15 protein-coding genes and 1 pseudogene are annotated in these 20,091 nt (G+C 54.4%); all 16 read left to right on the top strand.

Going from position 1 to position 20,091, the window contains the following annotated elements; translation table 11 throughout:
* Positions 1-296: 296 nt before the first annotated feature.
* The 16 genes and pseudogenes from KI237_RS14820 (at position 297) to KI237_RS14750 (ending at position 19,968) form a co-directional block, all read left to right on the top strand.
* On the top strand, positions 297-2,015 hold the full coding sequence (locus tag KI237_RS14820) for an ABC transporter ATP-binding protein (RefSeq protein ID WP_212800456.1): 1,719 nt from the start codon (positions 297-299) through the stop codon (positions 2,013-2,015).
* 73 nt (positions 2,016-2,088) lie between these two features.
* Entirely contained in the window at positions 2,089-3,393 is a 1,305-nt protein-coding gene (qhpG, locus tag KI237_RS14815; RefSeq protein ID WP_212800455.1) for a flavin-dependent monooxygenase QhpG, read from the top strand.
* Positions 3,394-3,692: 299 nt separating this feature from the next.
* Complete coding sequence (locus KI237_RS14810; protein WP_212800454.1) at positions 3,693-5,168, top strand: benzaldehyde dehydrogenase; 1,476 nt, start codon at positions 3,693-3,695, stop codon at positions 5,166-5,168.
* A gap of 148 nt (positions 5,169-5,316) precedes the next feature.
* On the top strand, positions 5,317-7,116 hold the full coding sequence (locus tag KI237_RS14805; protein WP_212800453.1) for a sigma-54-dependent Fis family transcriptional regulator: 1,800 nt from the start codon (positions 5,317-5,319) through the stop codon (positions 7,114-7,116).
* A gap of 553 nt (positions 7,117-7,669) precedes the next feature.
* A complete protein-coding gene (gene peaA / locus KI237_RS14800; protein ID WP_212800452.1) occupies positions 7,670-9,217 on the top strand; it encodes a quinohemoprotein amine dehydrogenase subunit alpha in 1,548 nt (515 codons plus the stop codon).
* 7 nt (positions 9,218-9,224) lie between these two features.
* A complete protein-coding gene (peaB, locus tag KI237_RS14795; protein ID WP_212800451.1) occupies positions 9,225-10,658 on the top strand; it encodes a quinohemoprotein amine dehydrogenase maturation protein in 1,434 nt (477 codons plus the stop codon).
* A complete protein-coding gene (gene qhpC, locus KI237_RS14790) occupies positions 10,655-10,981 on the top strand; it encodes a quinohemoprotein amine dehydrogenase subunit gamma (RefSeq protein WP_011334374.1) in 327 nt (108 codons plus the stop codon). Before peaB ends, qhpC begins: the two co-directional genes overlap by 4 nt.
* 5 nt (positions 10,982-10,986) lie before the next feature.
* Complete coding sequence (gene peaD, locus KI237_RS14785) at positions 10,987-12,075, top strand: quinohemoprotein amine dehydrogenase subunit beta (RefSeq protein WP_212800450.1); 1,089 nt, start codon at positions 10,987-10,989, stop codon at positions 12,073-12,075.
* Entirely contained in the window at positions 12,075-12,743 is a 669-nt protein-coding gene (qhpE, locus tag KI237_RS14780; protein WP_212800449.1) for a subtilisin-like serine protease QhpE, read from the top strand. Before peaD ends, qhpE begins: the two co-directional genes overlap by 1 nt.
* A 97-nt stretch (positions 12,744-12,840) precedes the next feature.
* A pseudogene (locus KI237_RS31005) lies at positions 12,841-14,121 on the top strand (PDC sensor domain-containing protein); the annotation flags it as partial.
* Between the two features lie 102 nt (positions 14,122-14,223).
* A complete protein-coding gene (locus tag KI237_RS31000) occupies positions 14,224-14,979 on the top strand; it encodes a methyl-accepting chemotaxis protein (protein ID WP_502937122.1) in 756 nt (251 codons plus the stop codon).
* Positions 14,980-15,151: 172 nt separating this feature from the next.
* Entirely contained in the window at positions 15,152-16,108 is a 957-nt protein-coding gene (locus KI237_RS14770; protein WP_212800609.1) for an AraC family transcriptional regulator, read from the top strand.
* A 147-nt stretch (positions 16,109-16,255) separates the two neighbouring features.
* Positions 16,256-17,614, top strand: a complete 1,359-nt coding sequence (gene benA / locus KI237_RS14765; RefSeq protein WP_212800447.1) for a benzoate 1,2-dioxygenase large subunit — start codon at positions 16,256-16,258, stop codon at positions 17,612-17,614.
* Positions 17,611-18,096, top strand: coding sequence for a benzoate 1,2-dioxygenase small subunit (gene benB, locus KI237_RS14760; RefSeq protein WP_212800446.1), 486 nt, complete (start codon positions 17,611-17,613; stop codon positions 18,094-18,096). The genes benA and benB overlap by 4 nt, the downstream gene beginning before the upstream one ends.
* A 65-nt stretch (positions 18,097-18,161) precedes the next feature.
* On the top strand, positions 18,162-19,175 hold the full coding sequence (gene benC, locus KI237_RS14755) for a benzoate 1,2-dioxygenase electron transfer component BenC (protein WP_212800445.1): 1,014 nt from the start codon (positions 18,162-18,164) through the stop codon (positions 19,173-19,175).
* Between the two features lie 31 nt (positions 19,176-19,206).
* On the top strand, positions 19,207-19,968 hold the full coding sequence (locus KI237_RS14750) for a 1,6-dihydroxycyclohexa-2,4-diene-1-carboxylate dehydrogenase (protein WP_212800444.1): 762 nt from the start codon (positions 19,207-19,209) through the stop codon (positions 19,966-19,968).
* Positions 19,969-20,091: the final 123 nt, after the last annotated feature.

Raw genomic sequence — 20,091 nt, 5'->3', positions numbered from 1 at the left:
ATTCCTCGCGGCCTGCCAATATTTATGGCGGTCAAGGTAGCGCGCTTAGCATGAGCTCGGCTTGAGCTTGTTGAGGTTGGCGCCCTTAATCATTGGGAGGTCAACTGGTATTAGGCGAGGGGAGGGCTAAGGAGCATAGTAAGCGAGTGCACACACCAATCGATTTCCAGATTGGTTCATAAATTGCAGGCGACGTGATGTGTACCGGATGTTCAAGGCGCAGATCTACATACGACGTTCGCGCGGGGATTGATCATGAGAAAAATAAAAATCTTTGTGCCGTGTGGAGCTGTTCGATGCAACGGCTGATTTCCCGGCTGATCGACAGTCAACATCCAGAATCTTTGATGGCTGCGTTGCGTTGGCTTTATAGCTTTGTACGCCCGCATCGACTAGCGATCGTCGGGCTGCTCGGCTTATCGATTTGCGCCTCGCTTTTAGTGTTGCTGCAACCGTGGTTAACGAAACTGCTGATCGATGATGGTTTGCTGGCACGTGACTTTCCAAAGCTGTTAACAATCGCAAGCCTGATGATAATCACTGGCCTATTGGGAACAGCTCTTTCAGGGGTAAATCGGTACCTGCACACACGCTTGTCCGGGCGGATTCTGTTTTCGCTACGTGACGACCTTTATCGACACCTGCAGACCTTGTCGCCGGGCTTTTATGCCCAGCGACGCATTGGTGATTTGATGTCACGGCTGGATGGTGACGTCGCGGAAATTCAGCGCTTCGCCGTGGATTCATTGTTTTCGGCTGTATCGAGTGTGATCGGGTTGCTCTTTGCAGTCGCGATGTTGGTCACGCTGTCGTGGAAGCTTTCGTTGCTGGTCCTAGTGTTGATTCCTCTCGACATACTGTGGTTGCGCTGGATGCGTCGCAAGGTCGAGCGCGATGTCCGCCGGTTGCGTGAGTGTTCAGCGGACGTGTCGTCGTTCATGGTCGAGACGTTGCCAGTCATGAAATTCATTCAGTCAGCCGGTCAGCAAAAAAGAGAGTCCCGTCGATTGGAAGCCTTGGGACAGGGCTATATGCACCAGTTGCTGAAGTTGCAGATTACGGAGTTCTTCACTCAGGCGGTGCCTGGGACTTTGACGTCGTTGGCGCGTGCCTGCGCTTTTCTACTGGGCGGCTACTGGGTTGTGCAAGGAACCTGGCAACTCGGAGCGCTGATTGCGTTTTCCACCTATCTGGGGATGGCGGTAGGGCCAGTCCAGAGCCTGCTGGGTCTTTATGTTGCGATACAAAGGATGACGGTCAGTCTCGGGCGGGTCATGGAGCTACGCGGTGAGAAGCCTGCTGTCATCAGTCCCGTATTACCCAAGCCCATGCCCACTCACGGGGACCTGCGTTTCGATGACGTTCACTTCTCCCATCCCGGTCGCCTCAGCACATTGCGCGGTGTCGATGCTCGCATTCCTTATGGCGCGAAAGTTGCGCTGAGCGGCGGCTCCGGCGTTGGTAAGTCGACGTTGATAGACCTTCTTCAGCGGCATCTCGATCCACAAGTTGGGCGGGTGCTGCTGGGAGAAGTCGATGTGCGAGAGCTGGACCTGTTTGAGCTACGGCAACGGATTGCCGTGGTCAGTCAAGACATCGTCTTGTTCCGTGGCAGTCTCGCTGACAACCTGGCTTACGCCGTGCCCGATGCCAGTCGTGAAGCCATAACCGCAGTGGCTCAACTCGCGCAGCTGGAGAGTTTGATCGCGTCGCTCCCCGAGGGGCTCGACAGCCCTTTGGGTGAGCGTGGTCAACAGTTGTCTGGCGGACAAAAACAACGCATAGCGATCGCTCGGGCACTGCTCCAGGATCCGATGATTCTGGTCATGGACGAAGCGACATCTGCGGTAGATGAGGCCACCGAACGTGAAGTCATCGAAGCCATTGATCGATTGTTTTCCGGGCGCACGCGAATCTTGATCAGTCATCGCCCTTCAACGCTGGCCAACGCAGATCTATATTTTGAGCTGCTTGACGGCGTGCTGAGGCCCAAATCGGCCCAATACGAAATCTGATTTGAGGGTCGGCATGATGCTTCACGCAGTTTCCTTGTATCCGTTCACTTGTATGGCGCGAGAGGCCTTATAGATGACCGGCACAAGAATACTCATACTCGGTGCCGGGCCCGCTGGAGCGGCGGTCGCTCTTGGGTTGCGGCGGTTAGGCTATCCGGTCTCGGTGGTCAGCGAGTGGCGAAGATTTGCAGCACTGGAGGGCGTCTCGATTCGTGTGCTCGAGGCGTTGCACAGTGCGGGATTCCATCACGCCTTGGGAGACGCGACATTGCCTTCACAGCGGCAAGTGGCGTGGAACGATCAGCATCATGCACAGAACATAGAGTATTTATTGGACCGTCCGACCTTCGATAAAGGGATCCGGGAAGACTTGCGTCTGGCGGGGGTGGAGTTGATAGAAGGGCGTGTGCTGAGCATAGAAACCTCGACGGTGGGACATAAAGTTGAGGTCGAAGGGCATGGTGCAATGAAAACGGACTTCTTGGTGGAGGCGCGTGGACGTCAGGCACCGTCGCTTGGTAAAGGAGTACGTGGACCGGAGACGGTCAGCTTGCTGAATCGATGGCAAGGTCGGCCGGGTGCCACAGCCAGTGCAATAGAAAGTCTCAAGGACGGTTGGGTATGGATGGCCCGGCGAGCCGATGGTCAGTGTTATTGGCAGTGGACGCTGGATGTCGCTAGTGCCGATCTGCCTGATAAGAGAGATCTGCACCAGTATTGTCTTGAGCGCCGTCGGGACTCGATTGTTGCGCAAACATTCTTTGGCCCGGAGCCTCAGATCGATATGCAAGTGCACGCACGCAGCAGTACGGCAATTTTGAATCCCCAAGTATGCGGCGGTCACTGGATACGAGTGGGCGATGCTGCGATGGCGGTCGATCCGCTCTCGGGAAACGGCATATTCCAATCATTATCGTCAGCGCTGCAAGCGCCGACGGTGATCAATACGTTGCTGTGTAAACCAGAACGGGCGGCCCTGGCCCAGCGGTTTCACCAGCAGCGAGTAGAGCAGTTGTTTATGCGCTTCGCGCGGATCGGTCGGGATTTCTACCTGGACGAACAGCGATGGCAAGACCAACCATTCTGGCTTGCTCGTCGACAGTGGCCGGACGCGGAGGCCGCTCATGCCGAAGTGGACTTCGCCGCTTTGAAGATTGAGCGGGCGCCCGTGCTGCAGGATGGATTTGTGGTTGAGGCGGAGGTGGTGATCACCAAGGATCAGCCGTTGGGCGCCTGGCGCGTGCAAGAGGTCGAGCTGGCGCCGCTTGTGCGACGGTTGCGCTCGGAACCCCATGAGCAGGTACTTGCCGGCTTGACGCAATCGCAGAGGCGTGGGGTCAGGAGCTGGCTGTTGTCGCAGGGCTACAGGCCCGCCTGATTCAGTGTAAGCGATCGACTAAAGGGCCGTTAATTAAACATTAGCAATTAACTTAGTAACAACCGCCAACCAGCAGATTGTTCTTGGGTCGATGTTGGCATTATGTCGAACCCCAAGAGTCACTCTCGTACCGCTAGCAGGTGTTCAATTGTGGAACACTATTTTCCGTAGGATGTGCAAACATTAAACACATTATTCAGTGCGCATTCCTGAAATGGCATTGGCACGTCTTGTGCTGTTGCGGAAGTAGTTCCAGACATAGCACTACTACCCTAAAAATAATTCATATAGGTAACGTCATGAATAAAACTTCGAAATTTCTGCCGGAGGAGCTCTGGAGTAACTGTGTTTTCGACGGTGCCTGGATAAACGTTTCTCCTAATGTAAGTCATGTAGTAGAGCCTGCAACGGGAGCGTCGTTGGGGCGCATAGGCATGGCGGACGCTGCGTCGGTTTCAGCTGCTGCTCGTGTGGCTCATGAAGTACAAACGGATTGGTTTCTCACCGCTTATGAAGAGCGTGCCGCAATCATGCGTAAAGCCGCGGAAATTGCAGAATTGCATTTTGGCGATATCGTCGAATGGTTGGTTAAAGAAAGCGGTTCGACACAGTTGAAAGCTGCATTTGAAACCCGTGTGACGATAAAAGCGTTGCAGGAAAGCGCCATGATGCCTGGAAACAGTCAGGGGGATGTACTGCCCAATGCACCGGGCTCCGGTCGCCTCAGCCTGGCCCGGCGCCGTCCACTTGGGGTTGTCGGGGTCATCTCACCTTTCAATTTTCCGCTTTACCTCGCGATGCGTTCGGTGGCGCCTGCTTTGGCCGTCGGTAACAGTGTCGTACTGAAGCCGGACCCCCGAACCGCCGTTAGCGGTGGGTTGGTCATTGCTCGCTTATTTGAGCTTGCAGGGCTGCCAAAGGGGGTTCTTCACGTCTTGCCTGGTGCGGGCGATGCGGGCGCCGCGCTGGTGGAGTCACCCGATGTGGCAATGATCCAGTTTACCGGATCGACCGCCGCAGGTCGGAAAGTCGGCGAAGCGGCCGGCCGCAATCTGAAAAAGGTGTCGCTGGAACTAGGTGGGAAGAACTCGTTAATAATCCTGGACGACGCCAATCTGGACCTAGCAGTCGCCAACGCCATATGGGGGACATTTCTGCACCAGGGGCAAATTTGCATGGCGACTGGGCGCATCCTGGTTCAGCGCAGTCTTTACCCCGCTTTCCTGAAAGCACTGATCGCCAAAGTCGGCAAGCTCTCGGTCGGCAACCCCGCAACAACAAAGGTCTCGCTTGGGCCGCTCATTAATGCACACCAGCGCGATCAAGTGGCTAAAATTGTCCATGAGGCCCAGCAGGCCGGTGCGAAGCTCGAAGTCGGTGGCCGTTACGAAGAGCTTTTCTTTCAGCCGACGGTGCTCAGCGATGTCAAGCCGGATAATCCTGCATTCCGTGAAGAAATTTTTGGACCTGTCGCCGTTGTCGTGCCCTTTGACTCTGATGAGGAGGCAGTACGACTCGCTAACGACACCGAATATGGCTTGGCTGCCGGTATCATCAGCTCGAACATTGGACGGGCGATGAAAGTCGGTGAAAAGCTTCGCACCGGCATGCTTCACATCAATGACCAGACGGTAAATGACGAAGTGGTGAATCCTTTCGGTGGCTGGGGTGCGTCTGGAAATGGGACGAGCGTGGGGGGAGCGGCGAACTGGGAAGAGTTCACTCAATGGCAATGGGTGACCATCAAGGATGAAGCCACTCCTTATGCCCTGTAAGCAGCGGAATCGAACATAACTGCAAGATCATGAAGAGAAAGCGCCCGTTCTGAACGGGCGCTTTTTTATGCGATGTAATTATATGCGAGCGGCCGTTATTGATGATAAAAACATACCAGAATGTCGAAAGGTAATGAGTGGTCAGCACATGAATATAAAAGACACGCATGGCCTTGATGAGGTTCGGCGTCGCTTTCTGGATGGACACTCCTTGCCGACGGATTTGCTGCCTCCAGCTGTGGCCAGTTCTTGGGAACGGTCCAGGAAAGCAGGGCTATCACCTTGGGATAAGCGTCTGACAGGACGTTGGCGCGCCCATGAGTTGAGTGGCTCAGATTCGCGTTTAGCCGCTTGCGCTCAACCTGAAATCGACAGGTTATGGGGAATATTTGGCGGGCAAGACTGGGCACTGTTTTGCGTAAACCTCGAAGGCGTAATTGTCTATGCCAAGCATGCATCCGCGTCGGACATTGTGGACCCATTAAAAGTGGGAAAGCGTGTCCATGAAGTAGACATCGGGACCACCGCACCCAGTTGCACACTTCATGAGCAGCAGCCGTTTATTGTCTGCGGAGGTATGCATTATTTAAAAGAATTTGAAAATTTTTTCTGTGTATCTGTACCCGTTTTTGGCGTGCGCGGGGAACTGGTGGGGGCGCTCGACATAACCGGCATTGGCCAGCGCAATGCAACTGCCGTTTTAGAGCAGCTCAAAATCGCGGCCATGGCCATTGAAAGTAGGTTGTACTCAGAATTGGTAGATTGCCGAATCGTAGCACTCCAGTTTGATGCAAGGTTGATCGGAACGCCTTTTCAAGGTTTGGTCGCTTTCGATCAGAACGGGAAATTCTGTGCAGCCAATAAAGTTGCAAAGAAAATATTAGGCATTGATGCTTCTGCTTTAGTCGAAGCCTCACTGGATTGGGATAGCTTTTTTGAGCGGGGACCTCAGTCTATAGTTGTACACTCACCCAGTCTGGTAGCGTTGAACGATGGGTCCTCGGTTTACGCCCAATCGTTATCGTTGCCTGGTGGCTCCCAACCTTCTCTTCGTGGACGTCATGCTACCGATGGAATCGGGCACGACCCTTCGCTTAACCAGCAATTCAACATGGCTTCGAAGGCCTTCGCTGCGAGTATTCCGATCATCCTGCAAGGCGAAACGGGCACAGGGAAAGAAGTTTTCGCCCGGGCACTTCATGACTCGTTGAATCCCGGGGCTCCATTCATAGCCATAAATTGTTCTGCGATACCTGAAAATCTGATTGAGGCGGAGTTGTTCGGTTACGTTGAGGGGACATTTACCGGGGCGCGTCGAGGGGGCACAAAAGGTCGTATCGAAGAGGCGAATGGGGGGACCCTGTTGCTTGATGAGATCGGGGATATGCCATTCAATCTTCAGACCCGACTGCTCCGTGTACTGCAGGAGAGAGAGGTCACCCGTCTCGGCAGTTCAGAACGACATCCAGTGGATGTCAGGGTTATCAGCGCTACCCACTGCGACATCCACAAGCTGATTCAGGAGCAGCGTTTCAGAGAGGATCTTTTCTATCGCCTCAATGGTATGCAGGTTCATATTCCGGCGCTCCGCCAGCGGGAAGATATGGACAACATCATCGCCAAATTGACTCACCGCTACCAAGGAGGCGCCATGCATCCTGCGGCATTGGAGCTCCTCAAAACTCAAGAGTGGCGCGGGAATATCAGGCAGCTGGAGCAAGTTATTCGACTGGCTGTGGCGTTGGCCGGCGAAGGGCTGGCGATTCTTCCTGAGCACTTCCCAGGTTTGGTGCAGCCTGAATTCAAACGAGATGAAAAGTCCTTAAAAGAATTTGAAAGGAAGAAAATTCAAGACGCGCTGGATGCTAATCGCGGCAATGTGAAAGCAACCGCGCAACAGCTTGGCGTGGCTCGCGGCACTATTTATCGTAAATTAAGGATGGAGTAGTTAGTTGGAGCAAGGGCTGAGGGCAATTAATCTCAGCCCCTATTTCTTCGTGCGGCGCTTAATGATCACACATGAGTCATGTCGCAATCATAGCGAATGACGCGGCTTCGCGCTAACGCACCTTCTAAGGCTTTATCGGTTTCGATCCGTGCCACCCGATATGTAGCCCTTTTCAAAGCCTGGCCATGGCTATCCTTCGGCCACCGGACGGACTTCCCTGTATTTCCTTTCATGGTGGGGAAAGGCGGTCTGATCCGCCAATTGAACAGACGTTGTTCCATGGTTTCTTCGGGCGTGTATCTCGCTGTGAGACGCATTGAACACCGTGTTCAGAAATAGATCACTTCTTTGATCTCTCGCCACGATTTAGCTGTGTTTTTATATATAAATCAGTGCGTTGCGCCGCATGGCACGAAATATGTATCTATGTGGCAAGACACCCTGAGGCTACCCCGGGCTTTGGAGTGCGATAAAACAATAACTAAAGTCAACATTATAAAAAATCGCCAGCATGGGCTTTGTCCCCTGTGAAGAGCCAAAGGAATTCTGATCGATGAAACCACTCCGTCGTCTTGCGTTCATCTCATGTAGTACGGTGTTGGCGCTCGCCATCTCGCCGTTTTCGGTAGCTCAGACAGGGGAGCAGGTTCTAAATACCATGTGCGCCGCTTGTCATATCGCTGCCGATGGAAGTTTCGAGCGTATAGACGCCGTGCGTAAAACCCCTGAGGCCTGGGATATGACAGTCGTGCGGATGATGCGTAACCATCATGTTCCGCTGACCCAGGATGACCGCACCGCAGTCGTGAGATATCTAGCCCAGACACGCGGGCTGAGCGTGAAGGAAACCGAGGGACGTCGTTACGTCTTGGAAAAGGAGCCTGTAGCGACAGACGTGGCACCTAATCAGATGATGACTGAAACCTGTTCCAGATGTCACTCCTATGCGCGAGTCGCATTGCAACGTCGAACGCCTGCGGACTGGGAGAAGTTGCTCAACTTCCACCTTGGTCAATTCCCGACGCTGGAGCTTCAGGCCATGGCGCGTGATCGGGATTGGTGGACATATGTGAATAGCGAAGTCCTGCCATTCCTGGCGAAAAACTATCCCCTTGGTCAGGCGCCAAAAGCAGTCAACGTCAAATTGGGCGAGAGCTGGATTGTGACGGGTCATCAGCCAGGGCGTGGCGACTATTCCGGAACGCTGTCATTGAAGCCAGCGCAGGAGGGCTATGATGTTTCCATGGTACTCGAGAGCAAAGCGGGTTCAGCGACGTACCAAGGGCGGGGAGTGCTTTTGGGCGAAGGTGAGTGGCGCGCTACGTTAAGCGACGGTAAGCAGGAAATTCGGCAGGTTTTTGCGCTTAATGCAGATGGGTCACTCACTGGCCGTTGGTTCGACAAATCAAATGAAGTGATTGGCGGCCGCGTGATCGCGATGCCCACCAATGCCTCGTCTCGGATTCTCTCTGTCAGCCCGTCTTATCTTAGATCCGGGGCAGAGAGTGAGATCACGCTTGTCGGTGTGGGGCTGTCAGGTCAGCCGGTTCTGCCAAAAGGTGTCACAGGAACCGTTGTTTCTCAGAGTGATAACAAAGTCGTGATGAAGCTTTCATCAGGAAAAGCTCTGGGCACTGTGAAGGTCGGTATCGGAAAGGCAACAGCACCATTGGTGGTTTTTTCCAAGCTCGACGGTGTTCGTGTTGAGCCTGAACAAACGATCGCTCGAGTTGGCGGCAATGGTGGTCCCATCGCAAAGGTCCCCGCGCAGTTTGAGGCAATAGGCATGCTCAAGGGCGCTGACGGGAAACTGGGAACCGATGACGACATCCGTGTTGGGGCGTTTGATGCTTCCTGGGCGGTGGATAACTGGGACGAAGGGGCCGCGAAGATGCAGGACGTCAAGTACGCCGGCTCTATCGAACAGAACGGCCGCTTCATGCCCGCGGATGCCGGTCTCAATCCTGAGCGACCTATGTCCACTAACAACCTTGGCAATCTCAAGGTGATCGCCACCGTCGATGACAACGGCAAATCTCTCCCGGGCGAGGCGCGTCTCTACGTCACCGTCCAACGTTTCGTCGACACTCCTATTCGTTGAGGCTCCCATGACAGCGCTTACCCTTATTCGGCATAACGCGCATCAGATCGATGTGGATGGTCATGCCATGATGATGCATGTCCCCAGCAGCAGCCTTTTCGAGCTTGATGGGGTTGGTCGCGACGTATACGACCTTTTTAGTCGCTTCGATAGTGTCGACAGCGAGGTGATGCGCACCGAGCTTGGTGCCCGGCATTCCCCGGAAAGCCTGGCAGAGTGTATTAGCAGTTTTATCGACCTGGACATCCTGCGAGAGCCAGGTATTGCGCAATCGCCTCGCGTTATCGCCAAGGTTGACGAGATACCACTTTCAACAATTGTTCTGAACGTGAATACCGGCTGCAATCTTTCCTGTACTTACTGCTACAAGGAAGATCTCACGACTCCCTCGAAGGGCGTCAAGATGAGCTTTGAAATTGCCAAGGCCTCGTTTGAGATGCTACTCAAACAGGCCAAAAATCGGGATCAGGTGAATCTTGTTTTTTTTGGTGGTGAGCCGCTTTCCAACTACGCACTCATCCGCGAGATGGTTCCTTACGCCGAAGCCCGTGCGGCGCAAGAGGGCAAGAAAATTGATTTTTCGTTGACCACCAACGGCACGCTATTAACGGAGCCCATGGTCGATTGGCTCAACGAACATCGCTTTGGCCTGACAGTATCAATGGACGGCCCGAAAGCGATGCATGATGCCAACCGCATTACGGTGGGGGGCAACGGAACCTATGACGTGGTGGCGCGCAAGGTACGGATGTTGCTCTCCCGCTATACCGCACGGGCTGTCGGGGTGAGAGTGACACTGACCCGCGGAGTGACAGACGTCCTGGGTATCCATCATCACCTGAAGAATGATCTGGGTTTTGCTGAAGTTGGATTTGGGCCAGCGACTTCGGGCCCCATTGCGTCTTTCAATCTGGATAACGATGCGTTGAAGCAGGTTTTCAACGACATGAAGACCCTGGGGCGGCGGTATGTCGAGGCGGCTTGCCGTGGCGAAAATATCGGCTTTTCAAACATGCACCAACTGCTGACGGACATCGCACAGGGCACTAAAAAAGTAGTGCCTTGTGGTGCCGGTTTGGGATTGCTGGCCGTGGATAAGGATGGGGATCTGCATCTATGTCATCGTTTTGTTGGGTCAGATCAACCGACCTATGGCAACGTCGATCGCGGTATCGATGTGCCTAAGTTGGCAGCGTTCATTGAGGGCGCCCAAGACCGAAGCAGTTTCGGTTGTAAAACGTGCCGAATTCGCTCTATCTGTGCGGGCGGGTGTTATCACGAGTCTTATGCAAAACAAGGTGATCCATTTGCGCCTGTTTATCATTACTGTGACTTGCTGCGTGACTGGGTAGATTTCGGAATCGAATCTTACGTGCGAATAATGAAAAATAATCCAAGCTTTTTCCGTAATCATATCGAACCACGGAGCGCCAAACCATGAAACATTTGACTCCAGCCAATGCAAAGGCTAAGGCCTTTGTTGAAGCACACGCCGAAGGTCGTGAGGAAGAAGTTGTAGCGATGAATGCCTTGGTGGGCTGCTCGACTTCTTTTGATCCGGGATGGGAAATCGATGGATTTGGTGGCGTTTCCAACCTGTGCCAGCCCATGGAAGCCGATTTGTATGCATGTTCCGACCCTTGCTGGTGGCCTGCACAAGTTCCAGACACGATGTCTACTTACCCAACATGGGGCAAGGACACTGCAGATCCAACTCAAGATTGGCGCAATCTGAATTCCGTATTCCCCGAATCCAAGGGCTAATAATAATGATAAAGTCAACCTGCTTCGCCGTGCTGTCGGTAATCGGTGTAATGAGCGGCGTCACGCCTGCCGTGGCTAAAGATTTTTTGTCTGTTGTAGCGCACCCTGACAAAGTTTTCATCGTGGATATGGACAACCGCAAGATCCTGAAAGACTTTGTAGTTGAAAACAGTGGCGCTACGCCGATTGTTTCCGCAGTAAGCCCTGACGCCAAATATGTGTACGTCTTGGCTAATGGAAGCCAAAGCGTCATAAAGATGGACATGGAGACAGGCAAAAATCTGCTCCGACTGGATATGAGCAAAGCCGACGAGCGTGTCTGGGCAACGTGGGGCATGAATCTTTCGCCTGACGGCAAGACCCTCGCGGTGTATCAGAATCCCGTGAAGCAATTGCGCAACGAATTCAAAGTTCAGCCCACCCGTATTGCGTTATACGATGCGGAGACCTTGACGTTGAAGTTTACAGCGCCTGCCCCTCGCCAGGTGACGATGTTGATGTACTCGACTGACGGGAAAAAGATTTATGCGTTGGGCAAAGATATGTATGTCTTCGATGCTGAATCGGGAAAACAACTGGAGGAGATGCCTATCCAGAAATGGTCGCAAAAGGATCATTTCCCTCCAGATATGCTGAATGTCTGGTACCAGTATGACAACTCTCAGCTCATGGTCGCACCGTACTATGTCAAGTTGCGCAATAAGGATCCTGCGAACCCTGAAACATTCCAAACTGGGCTGCTTACTCTTGATTTGAATAAGGGCAAGCTGCACATGAACGATATTGAGCCCACCCAAACTATTTATTTTTCAATGGCTGCCAGTCCGGACCAGAAACGCGCTTATGCCGTTTATAACGTGCTGCAGTCGTTCGATCTGGAAAAGCGCGGGAAACCTCTCAAGCAAGTAAGCCTTCCCCATACGTTTTACTCCGTCACCATCAGTTCCGATAACAAATATGTCTGGATTGGTGGCGCTGGGGGCGATCTGCTTATTTATGACGGTGCCACCCTGGAAAAGGTGGGGGAGTTGAAACTGCCAGGCAACGCGAACATGTCAAACAACTCAGCCTTGCGATTGTTCACGGTTCAGTAATGACCGTCCGTATTGGTGTGATTGACAGCGGAGGACCCTTGATGGAAATCGGAGGTTCTCTGGCTTTTCTTCCCGATGGGCGGATCGAGGCGTGCATACCCGATCGCCTGGGGCATGGAACGATAGTTGCGCAGGTGATTCGCAATAGCTGCCCTGAGGCAATCATTACCCACGCGCAAGTGTTTCGTGAGCGGCCGGTAACAACTGCCGCTCAGGTAGCCATGGCGCTCAACTGGTTCGTCTCGCAACCCTCTTCTCATCGAATGGACATTGTTTGCATGAGCCTGGGACTTGCTGCGGATCGTGCGCCTTTGCGCGAGGCTATCTACAACGCGTGTGCTGAGAAAATGCTGGTCGTTGCGGCCAGCCCGGCCCGCGGTGTCGCTTGTTATCCAGCGGGTTATGCGAGTGTGATCGGGGGTACCGGAGATGCTCGTTGTCATTGGGAGCAGCTCTCGCGCTTGGGCCCCCGCTTGTTTGGCGCCTGGAGTAATTCACCTGAACAGGCCGGGCAGGGCATGGCCGGAGCCAGCCTGGGCGCCGCGCGGGTGGCGGGGCATTTGGCCAACATCCTCTTGCGAGAGGGGCGTGCTCTGGAGTTCGAGGAGGCTCTTACCCTGATGGGCGAGTGCTGCGATTACTTTGGGTCTGAAAAAAGAACAGGCTGAAGAGATTTTGTTCGCGCAGAAACATCAATCAGGGCGCAGTCACATTGTTTGATGGATTTAGCCCCACTAAAAATATCCCGGATACGGGGAGGTATCTATGCGTTTCGCGCGTGTGTCCATCAAGTGGAAAATCACTTTATTGGCGGGATTTTGTCTGCTGTGTACCGTCGTACTGCTGGTGGGTACCTCCCTGTATCGCATGGACACCAGTCTCGAACTGGTTAAATCAGCCAATTCGCAGATGCTTGAGGCGGCTGCCCGTGCCCGCATGGAAGCCCGTGGAGAACAGCAAGCTGAGACCACTCAGCGCTTTTTTTCGGACATCTATAATTACGGCAACCAGTTTACTCGCCAAGTCCAACAACTTCGCGAGCAAGCAACCAAGCATGGAGCCGATCCCCGTGAGCTGCGCCAGGATCTGAATCAACTGGTGCATGATGGCCTTAAAGCCAATCCTTCGCTATTGAGCTTGTACGTGGTCTTTGCGCCTGATGCACTGGACGGCCAGGACGCGCCCTTTACGGATGAATCTACCTCCGGCAGTAATGAAAAAGGTCGATTTGCTTCTTACTGGAGTCAAAAGGATTCGACAGACAGTTACATGGCGGTGCCTGAGAAAATCATCGAGGACACCACACCTATGTTGGATGGCACCCCGTTCAACACCTGGTATAGCTGCCCAGAGCAGACCCTCAGGCCATGCGTGCTCAATCCTTATTTTGACGACACGTCTGGCCAGCCTTTACTGATGACCACGCTTGCTTTTCCAGTCATCGAAAAAGGCAAAGTCGTAGCAATCATTGGCGCGGATATCAGCTTGAGCCGCTTGCAGCAGCTCAGCCTGGATGGCAGCCAAAAACTCTATGAGGGCAGGGGAACATTGCGAATCGTGAGCTCCGCCGGTTTGGTCGCTGGGGATAGCCATAACCCGGGTTCGCTCGGTCGCACATTGGAAAGCGTCCAAGAGGATGGAGCTGACCTACTGTCGATGTTGAGCTCTGGTAAATCCCAGGCCATGGACACGCTTACGAGCCTACGGATTCTGGAGCCGCTGAAGGTGACTCCTGAAGGGAAACCTTGGGGGCTGGTTATAGAGGTTCCGCGCGCAATCTTGCTGGAACCGGCGCTTGCGCTTCACCAGGAACTTGATGAGCGAAGCCTGTCCGGTGCGCTCTGGGAAACAGGGCTTGCCGGCGGCGTCGCGCTGTTAGGTCTGGTTGTGCTGTGGTTGACCGCCCGCGGCGTCAGTAAGCCGATCCTGAGCGTGGCCAACATGCTTCGCGACATCGCCAGCGGTGAGGGTGATCTCACCAAACGATTGGACTATCAAGGCAGTGATGAACTGGGGCAGTTAGCCGGTTGGTTCAATCGCTTCCTGGACAAACTCCACCCGATAATCCGAGACGTGAAGGCGTCGGTGCACGATGCCCGTACAACCGCAGACCAATCAGCAACACTGTCCGAGCAAACCAGTACAGGGATGGAGCATCAGTTCAGGGAAATCGAACAGGTGGCCACCGCTTCGCAGGAAATGAGCGCAACGGCCCATGATGTGGCCAATAGCGCGGCCCAGGCTGCGCAAGCGGCTCGTGGTGCGGAACAGGCGACCTCGGATGGCCTGACGGTGATACAGCAAACCACCCAACTGATTGATGGGTTGGCTAAAGACATGAGTCTTGCGGTCAGAGAAGTCGAAGGTTTGGCAGCCAGCAGCGGCAAGATTGGTTCTGTGCTGGACGTGATACGGGCGATCGCCGAGCAAACCAATCTGTTGGCATTGAATGCGGCCATTGAGGCTGCGCGGGCGGGTGACGCGGGGCGGGGATTCGCAGTCGTGGCCGACGAAGTGAGGGGATTGGCAAAACGAACTCAGGATTCCGTCGAAGAAGTCCGCCTGGTGATCGAGACGTTGCAGCGCGGTACCAGTGAAGTGGTAAATGCGATGAACAACAGTCACCAACAGGCCCAGGGGAGCGCAGGACAGGTCGTGCAAGCGGTGACGGCACTGCAGCGTATAAGCGGCGCGGTTTCGATCATCAATGACATGAACCTACAGATTGCCAGTGCGGCCGAGGAGCAAAGTGCCGTAGCAGAGGAGGTGAATCGGAACGTCGCGTCTATACGTGATGTCACCGAGTCCCTCTCCGATCAATCAAGGAAATCCGCGCAGATCAGCCAGTCATTGAATCACCTGGCCAATCATCAACAACAGTTGATGGCGCAATTCAAAGTCTGACGATTTTAGTGGGTGTACACTCAGATTGCGGCCTGCTTGATCGTCAGTCCAACAGGGGCGTGTCGTTGCCGATACGCCGTTAAGCCTGGAGGCATTCGTATCACGCCAGGCGCGGGTTTCTCTTCGGGTGAGGGTAATGACTCTATTATTTGCAAGTTCGAGTGCCAGAACGATGGATAACCATCTGCTCAGCGAGCGCAGTAGCATTTTTCAGGATGCGGATCCTTACGCAGTGTCCGACTATGTGAATCTGCATGTTGGATCCCATCGCATCGGCCTTTCTCGAACCACCCACCCCCAGGCCAGCTTGAACCATCGAAAGTTTGCGGATCTGGACCTGTGTCGCATCAGCTATGGCGGAAGCGTGCGTGTTACGTCACCCGCACTGGAGAGCGTTTACCACCTTCAGGTATTGCTAAGCGGCAACTGTCTGTGGCGGGGCCATAAGCGTGAGCACTACCTTCTTCCCGGCGAGTTGCTGTTGATCAATCCAGACGATCCTGTCGACCTGACGTACTCGCAGGATTGCGAGAAATTCATTCTTAAATTACCCGTGCATTTGCTTGAATCGATATGTGATGAGCTGCGGTGGTTCCGGCCTGCGACGGGCATACGTTTTCTGCGTAATCATTATCAGCTGGACGAACTGGAGGGGTTCCTAGGCTTGCTGGCAATGATTTGCCAGGAGTCCGAGGCCAGTACTCCAATCATGCGGGTGCAAGAGCACTACGCCCAGATAATCGGTAGTAAGTTGCTGTCGCTCATGACGACCAACGTCAGCCGCGAAAGCGCCGGGGCACAATCGGCCAGCTTCGATCGCATTCTCGATTATATAGACCGGAATCTGAAACGAGACTTGAACGCTGAGCACTTGGCACAACAGCTCAGCGTGAGCACGAGGTCCTTGTACTTACTGTTCGAGCGCCAATTGGGTATCACACCTTTGCAGTACATTCGCCAGCGCAAGTTGGAACGCATTCAAGCTTGCCTGAGCGACCCGGGCTGTCCGGTCCGCAGCCTTACTGAAGTGGCGCTGGACTATGGTTTTCTGCACCTGGGTCGCTTCTCTGAGCTTTACCGTTTGCAGTTCGGCGAGCTTCCTTCGCACACCCTCAAATCCCGCGTCTAAGTGCGCCATCCTGCGCGCTGATACCGCTAATCCATATGGCGCGTCGACTGCGCAAAATGGATAGCGATCTGCAGGAATCGGATATTTCCTCCTGAGTTGTCTGCCTAATCTGGTTGGGCCTGAACAATAACAATGGAGGCCCTGGCCATGTCCCTGGGAAACGACTACCTGAATGCCCTGCTTGAAGAAGACAAGGAGAAAGGCATCTACCGCTGCAAGCGGGAGATGTTCACCGATCCGCGTCTGTTCGAACTGGAGATGACGCACATCTTCGAAGGCAACTGGATTTACCTTGCCCACGAAAGCCAGCTTCCCAACAACAACGACTTCCTGACCACCACCATGGGGCGTCAGCCGATTTTTATCGCGCGCAACAAAGACGGTGTACTCAACGCTTTTCTCAATGCCTGCAGTCACCGCGGCGCGATGCTTTGCCGACACAAGTCCGGCAATCGTTCCAGCTACACCTGCCCATTTCACGGTTGGACGTTCAATAACAGCGGCAAACTGCTCAAGGTCAAGGATCCAAGCGAGGCTGGATACCCCGAGGGTTTCAATTGTGAAGGTTCCCATGACCTCACAAAAGTCGCTCGTTTCGAGTCCTATCGTGGCTTTCTGTTTGGCAGCCTGAACCCCAACGTAAAGCCATTGGCGGAGCATTTGGGCGAATCATCCAAAATCATCGACATGATCGTGGATCAATCGCCGGAAGGGTTGGAGGTGTTGCGTGGCTCCAACTCCTACATCTATGAAGGCAACTGGAAACTGACGGCCGAAAACGGCGCTGACGGCTACCATGTGAGCTCTGTTCACTGGAACTACGCCGCGACCCAGAACCAGCGCAAGCAACGCGAGTCGGGCGAAGAAATCAAAACCATGAGCGCCGGTAGCTGGGCAAAAAATGGGGGGGGTTTCTATTCCTTCGACCACGGCCATTTGTTGCTATGGACTCGTTGGGCCAACCCCGAGGATCGACCTGCCTATGAGCGTCGCGATGAGCTGGCCCGTGACTTCGGGCAGGCTCGCGCCGATTGGATGATCGAAAACTCCCGCAACCTCTGCTTGTACCCGAACGTGTATTTGATGGATCAGTTCAGCTCGCAGATTCGCATCGCTCGGCCTATCTCGGTCGATAAGACTGAAATCACTATTTACTGCATCGCCCCCAAAGGCGAGAGCGCCGAAGCCCGCGCCAAGCGTATTCGTCAATACGAAGACTTCTTCAACGTCAGTGGCATGGCAACGCCGGACGATTTGGAGGAGTTCCGCTCCTGCCAGACCGGTTACGGCGCTGGTCGCGGATGGAATGACATGTCTCGCGGCGCAAACCACTGGGTAGAGGGCGCAGACACCGCAGCGCAGGAGATCGATCTCAAACCGTTGCTCTCCGGCAAACGCACCGAAGACGAGGGCCTATTTGTACTGCAGCACAAGTATTGGCAAGAGACCATGCTCAAGGCCGTGTCCGCCGAGCAGGAATTGATCCCGGTGGAGGCCGTGCAATGAGTACTTATGAAGTTGTGCGCGACTTTCTCTATCGCGAAGCTCGCTACCTGGACGATGGCCAATGGGATCAATGGCTGGAGCTGTACGCCGTTGATGCCACCTTCTGGATGCCAGCATGGGACGACAACGACACGCTCACCGAAGATCCGCAAAGCGAAATATCGCTGATCTGGTACGGCAATCGTGGCGGCCTGGAAGACCGTGTATTCCGCATCAAGACCGAGCGATCGAGTGCGACCATTCCGGACACGCGCACCTCTCACAACCTGAGCAACATTGAAATTGTCGAGCAGACCGAAGGGCAGTGTGTGGTGCGCTTCAACTGGCACACCCTGAGCTTTCGCTACCAGGTAACGGACAGCTATTTCGGCAGCAGTTTCTACACCCTCGATCTGCGCGGCGAACAGCCGCTGATCAAGGCAAAGAAAGTTGTTCTGAAAAACGATTATGTCCGCCAGGTCATCGACATCTACCACATCTGATCAGGCTGCGGCGAGCGCTGTCGACGCATTCGAATGTCGGCTCGACGCTGTGAGTGAGGTGCAACATGAGTTTCCAGATCGCATTGAATTTCGAAGACGGGATCACCCGCTTCATCGAGGCCGAGGGGCACGAAACCGTTGCTGATGCGGCTTATCGTCAAGGCATCAACATCCCGCTGGACTGTCGTGATGGCGCCTGCGGGACCTGCAAATGTTTCGCCGAAGCCGGGCGTTACGACATGGGTGACAACTTCATCGAAGACGCCCTGAGCGAAGAAGAACTCGCCCAAGGGTACGTGCTGACTTGCCAGATGCGTGCTGAGAGCGATTGTGTCGTGCGGGTGCCCGTAGGTTCGCAAGTCTGCAAGACCGAACAGGCGAGTTTCCACGCGTCGATCAGTGATGTGCGGCAACTGTCTGAAAGTACCATCGCGCTATCGATCAAGGGGGATGGCCTGAACAAGCTGGCGTTCCTGCCGGGCCAATACGTCAACTTGCAAGTACCGGGTAGCGAGCAGACGCGTGCCTATTCTTTCAGCTCATTGCAGAAGAACGGTGAGGTCAGCTTCTTGATCCGTAATGTACCGGGCGGTCTGATGAGCAGTTTCCTGACAGGCCTGGCCAAGGCCGGCGACAGCTTGAATCTGGCCGGTCCCTTGGGCAGTTTTTACCTGCGGGAAATCAAGCGACCCTTGCTGCTGCTGGCTGGCGGCACCGGGTTGGCGCCATTTACAGCAATGCTGGAAAAAATCGCAGAGCAGGGCAGTGACCACCCGGTGCACCTGATCTATGGCGTCACCAATGATTTCGATCTGGTCGAGCTGGATCGGTTGGAAGCTTTCGCCGAGCGCATACCCAACTTCAGTTTTCGCGCCTGTGTGGCCAATCCGCAAAGCACATATCCGTTCAAGGGTTATGTCACTCAACACATCGAGCCACGTCATCTCAACGGGGGCGAGGTAGATGTTTATCTGTGCGGCCCGCCACCTATGGTCGAAGCGGTAAACCATTACATCCGCGAGCAAGGGATTAACCCTGCCAATTTCTATTTCGAGAAGTTCGCGCCTGCCGCGGCCTGAATCGTTACGCAGACACTTCGCCGAGGTTGTTATGAAAAACAGATTCGAAAACAAGGTCGCGCTCGTGACCGGTGCGGCTCAAGGCATCGGTCGACGCGTTTGCGAGCAACTTCTGGTCGAGGGCGCGCGAGTTGTCGCTGTTGATCGATCCGAGCTGGTGCATGAGCTCAAACAAGACAACGTAATAACGCTGGTCGCTGATCTGGAAATGCACACCGAATGCATGACGGTGATGGCGGCCGCCGTGGAGGCTTTTGGCAGCCTGCATGTATTGATCAACAACGTGGGTGGGACGATTTGGACCAAACCGTTCGAGCATTACGAAGTCGCGCAAATCGAAGCGGAGGTGCGTCGCTCGTTGTTCCCGACCCTTTGGTGCTGTCACGCAGCGCTGCCTTACATGCTCAAACAAGGAAGTGGCGCGATCGTTAACGTCTCGTCAATTGCCACTCGGAGTATCAACCGGGTTCCTTATGGCGCAGCCAAAGGCGGCGTTAACGCCTTGACCGCTTGCTTGGCTTTCGAGAATGCCGAACGTGGTATCCGGGTCAATGCAATCGCGACCGGAGGCACCGAGGCGCCACCACGACGGATTCCTCGCAATACCGCGCAGCCAACCGAAGAAGAAAAGGTTTGGTATCAGGAAATCGTCGATCAGACGATTCAAAGCAGCTTGATGAAGCGCTACGGGACGGTCGACGAACAGGTCGCGGCAATCCTGTTCCTTGCCTCGGATGACGCTTCCTATATCACCGGTGTGACGCTGCCAGTCAGTGGCGGCGACCTCGGCTGACCCGGCAAGTCTGTCGCACGTCAGGCGCGACTCTGCCGCTGAACTTCGTCGCGTTCGCCGTTCCCGGTGTCATCGCGGCGATAGCCATGGCGCTTTTCACCCTGGTTGGCAAAAGAAGCATGG

It is taken from the genome of Pseudomonas sp. St316 (assembly GCF_018325905.1).
Lineage (GTDB): Bacteria > Pseudomonadota > Gammaproteobacteria > Pseudomonadales > Pseudomonadaceae > Aquipseudomonas.
Note: the sequence above shows the minus strand (reverse complement) of the source record. Positions and strands in the feature narration are given on the sequence as shown.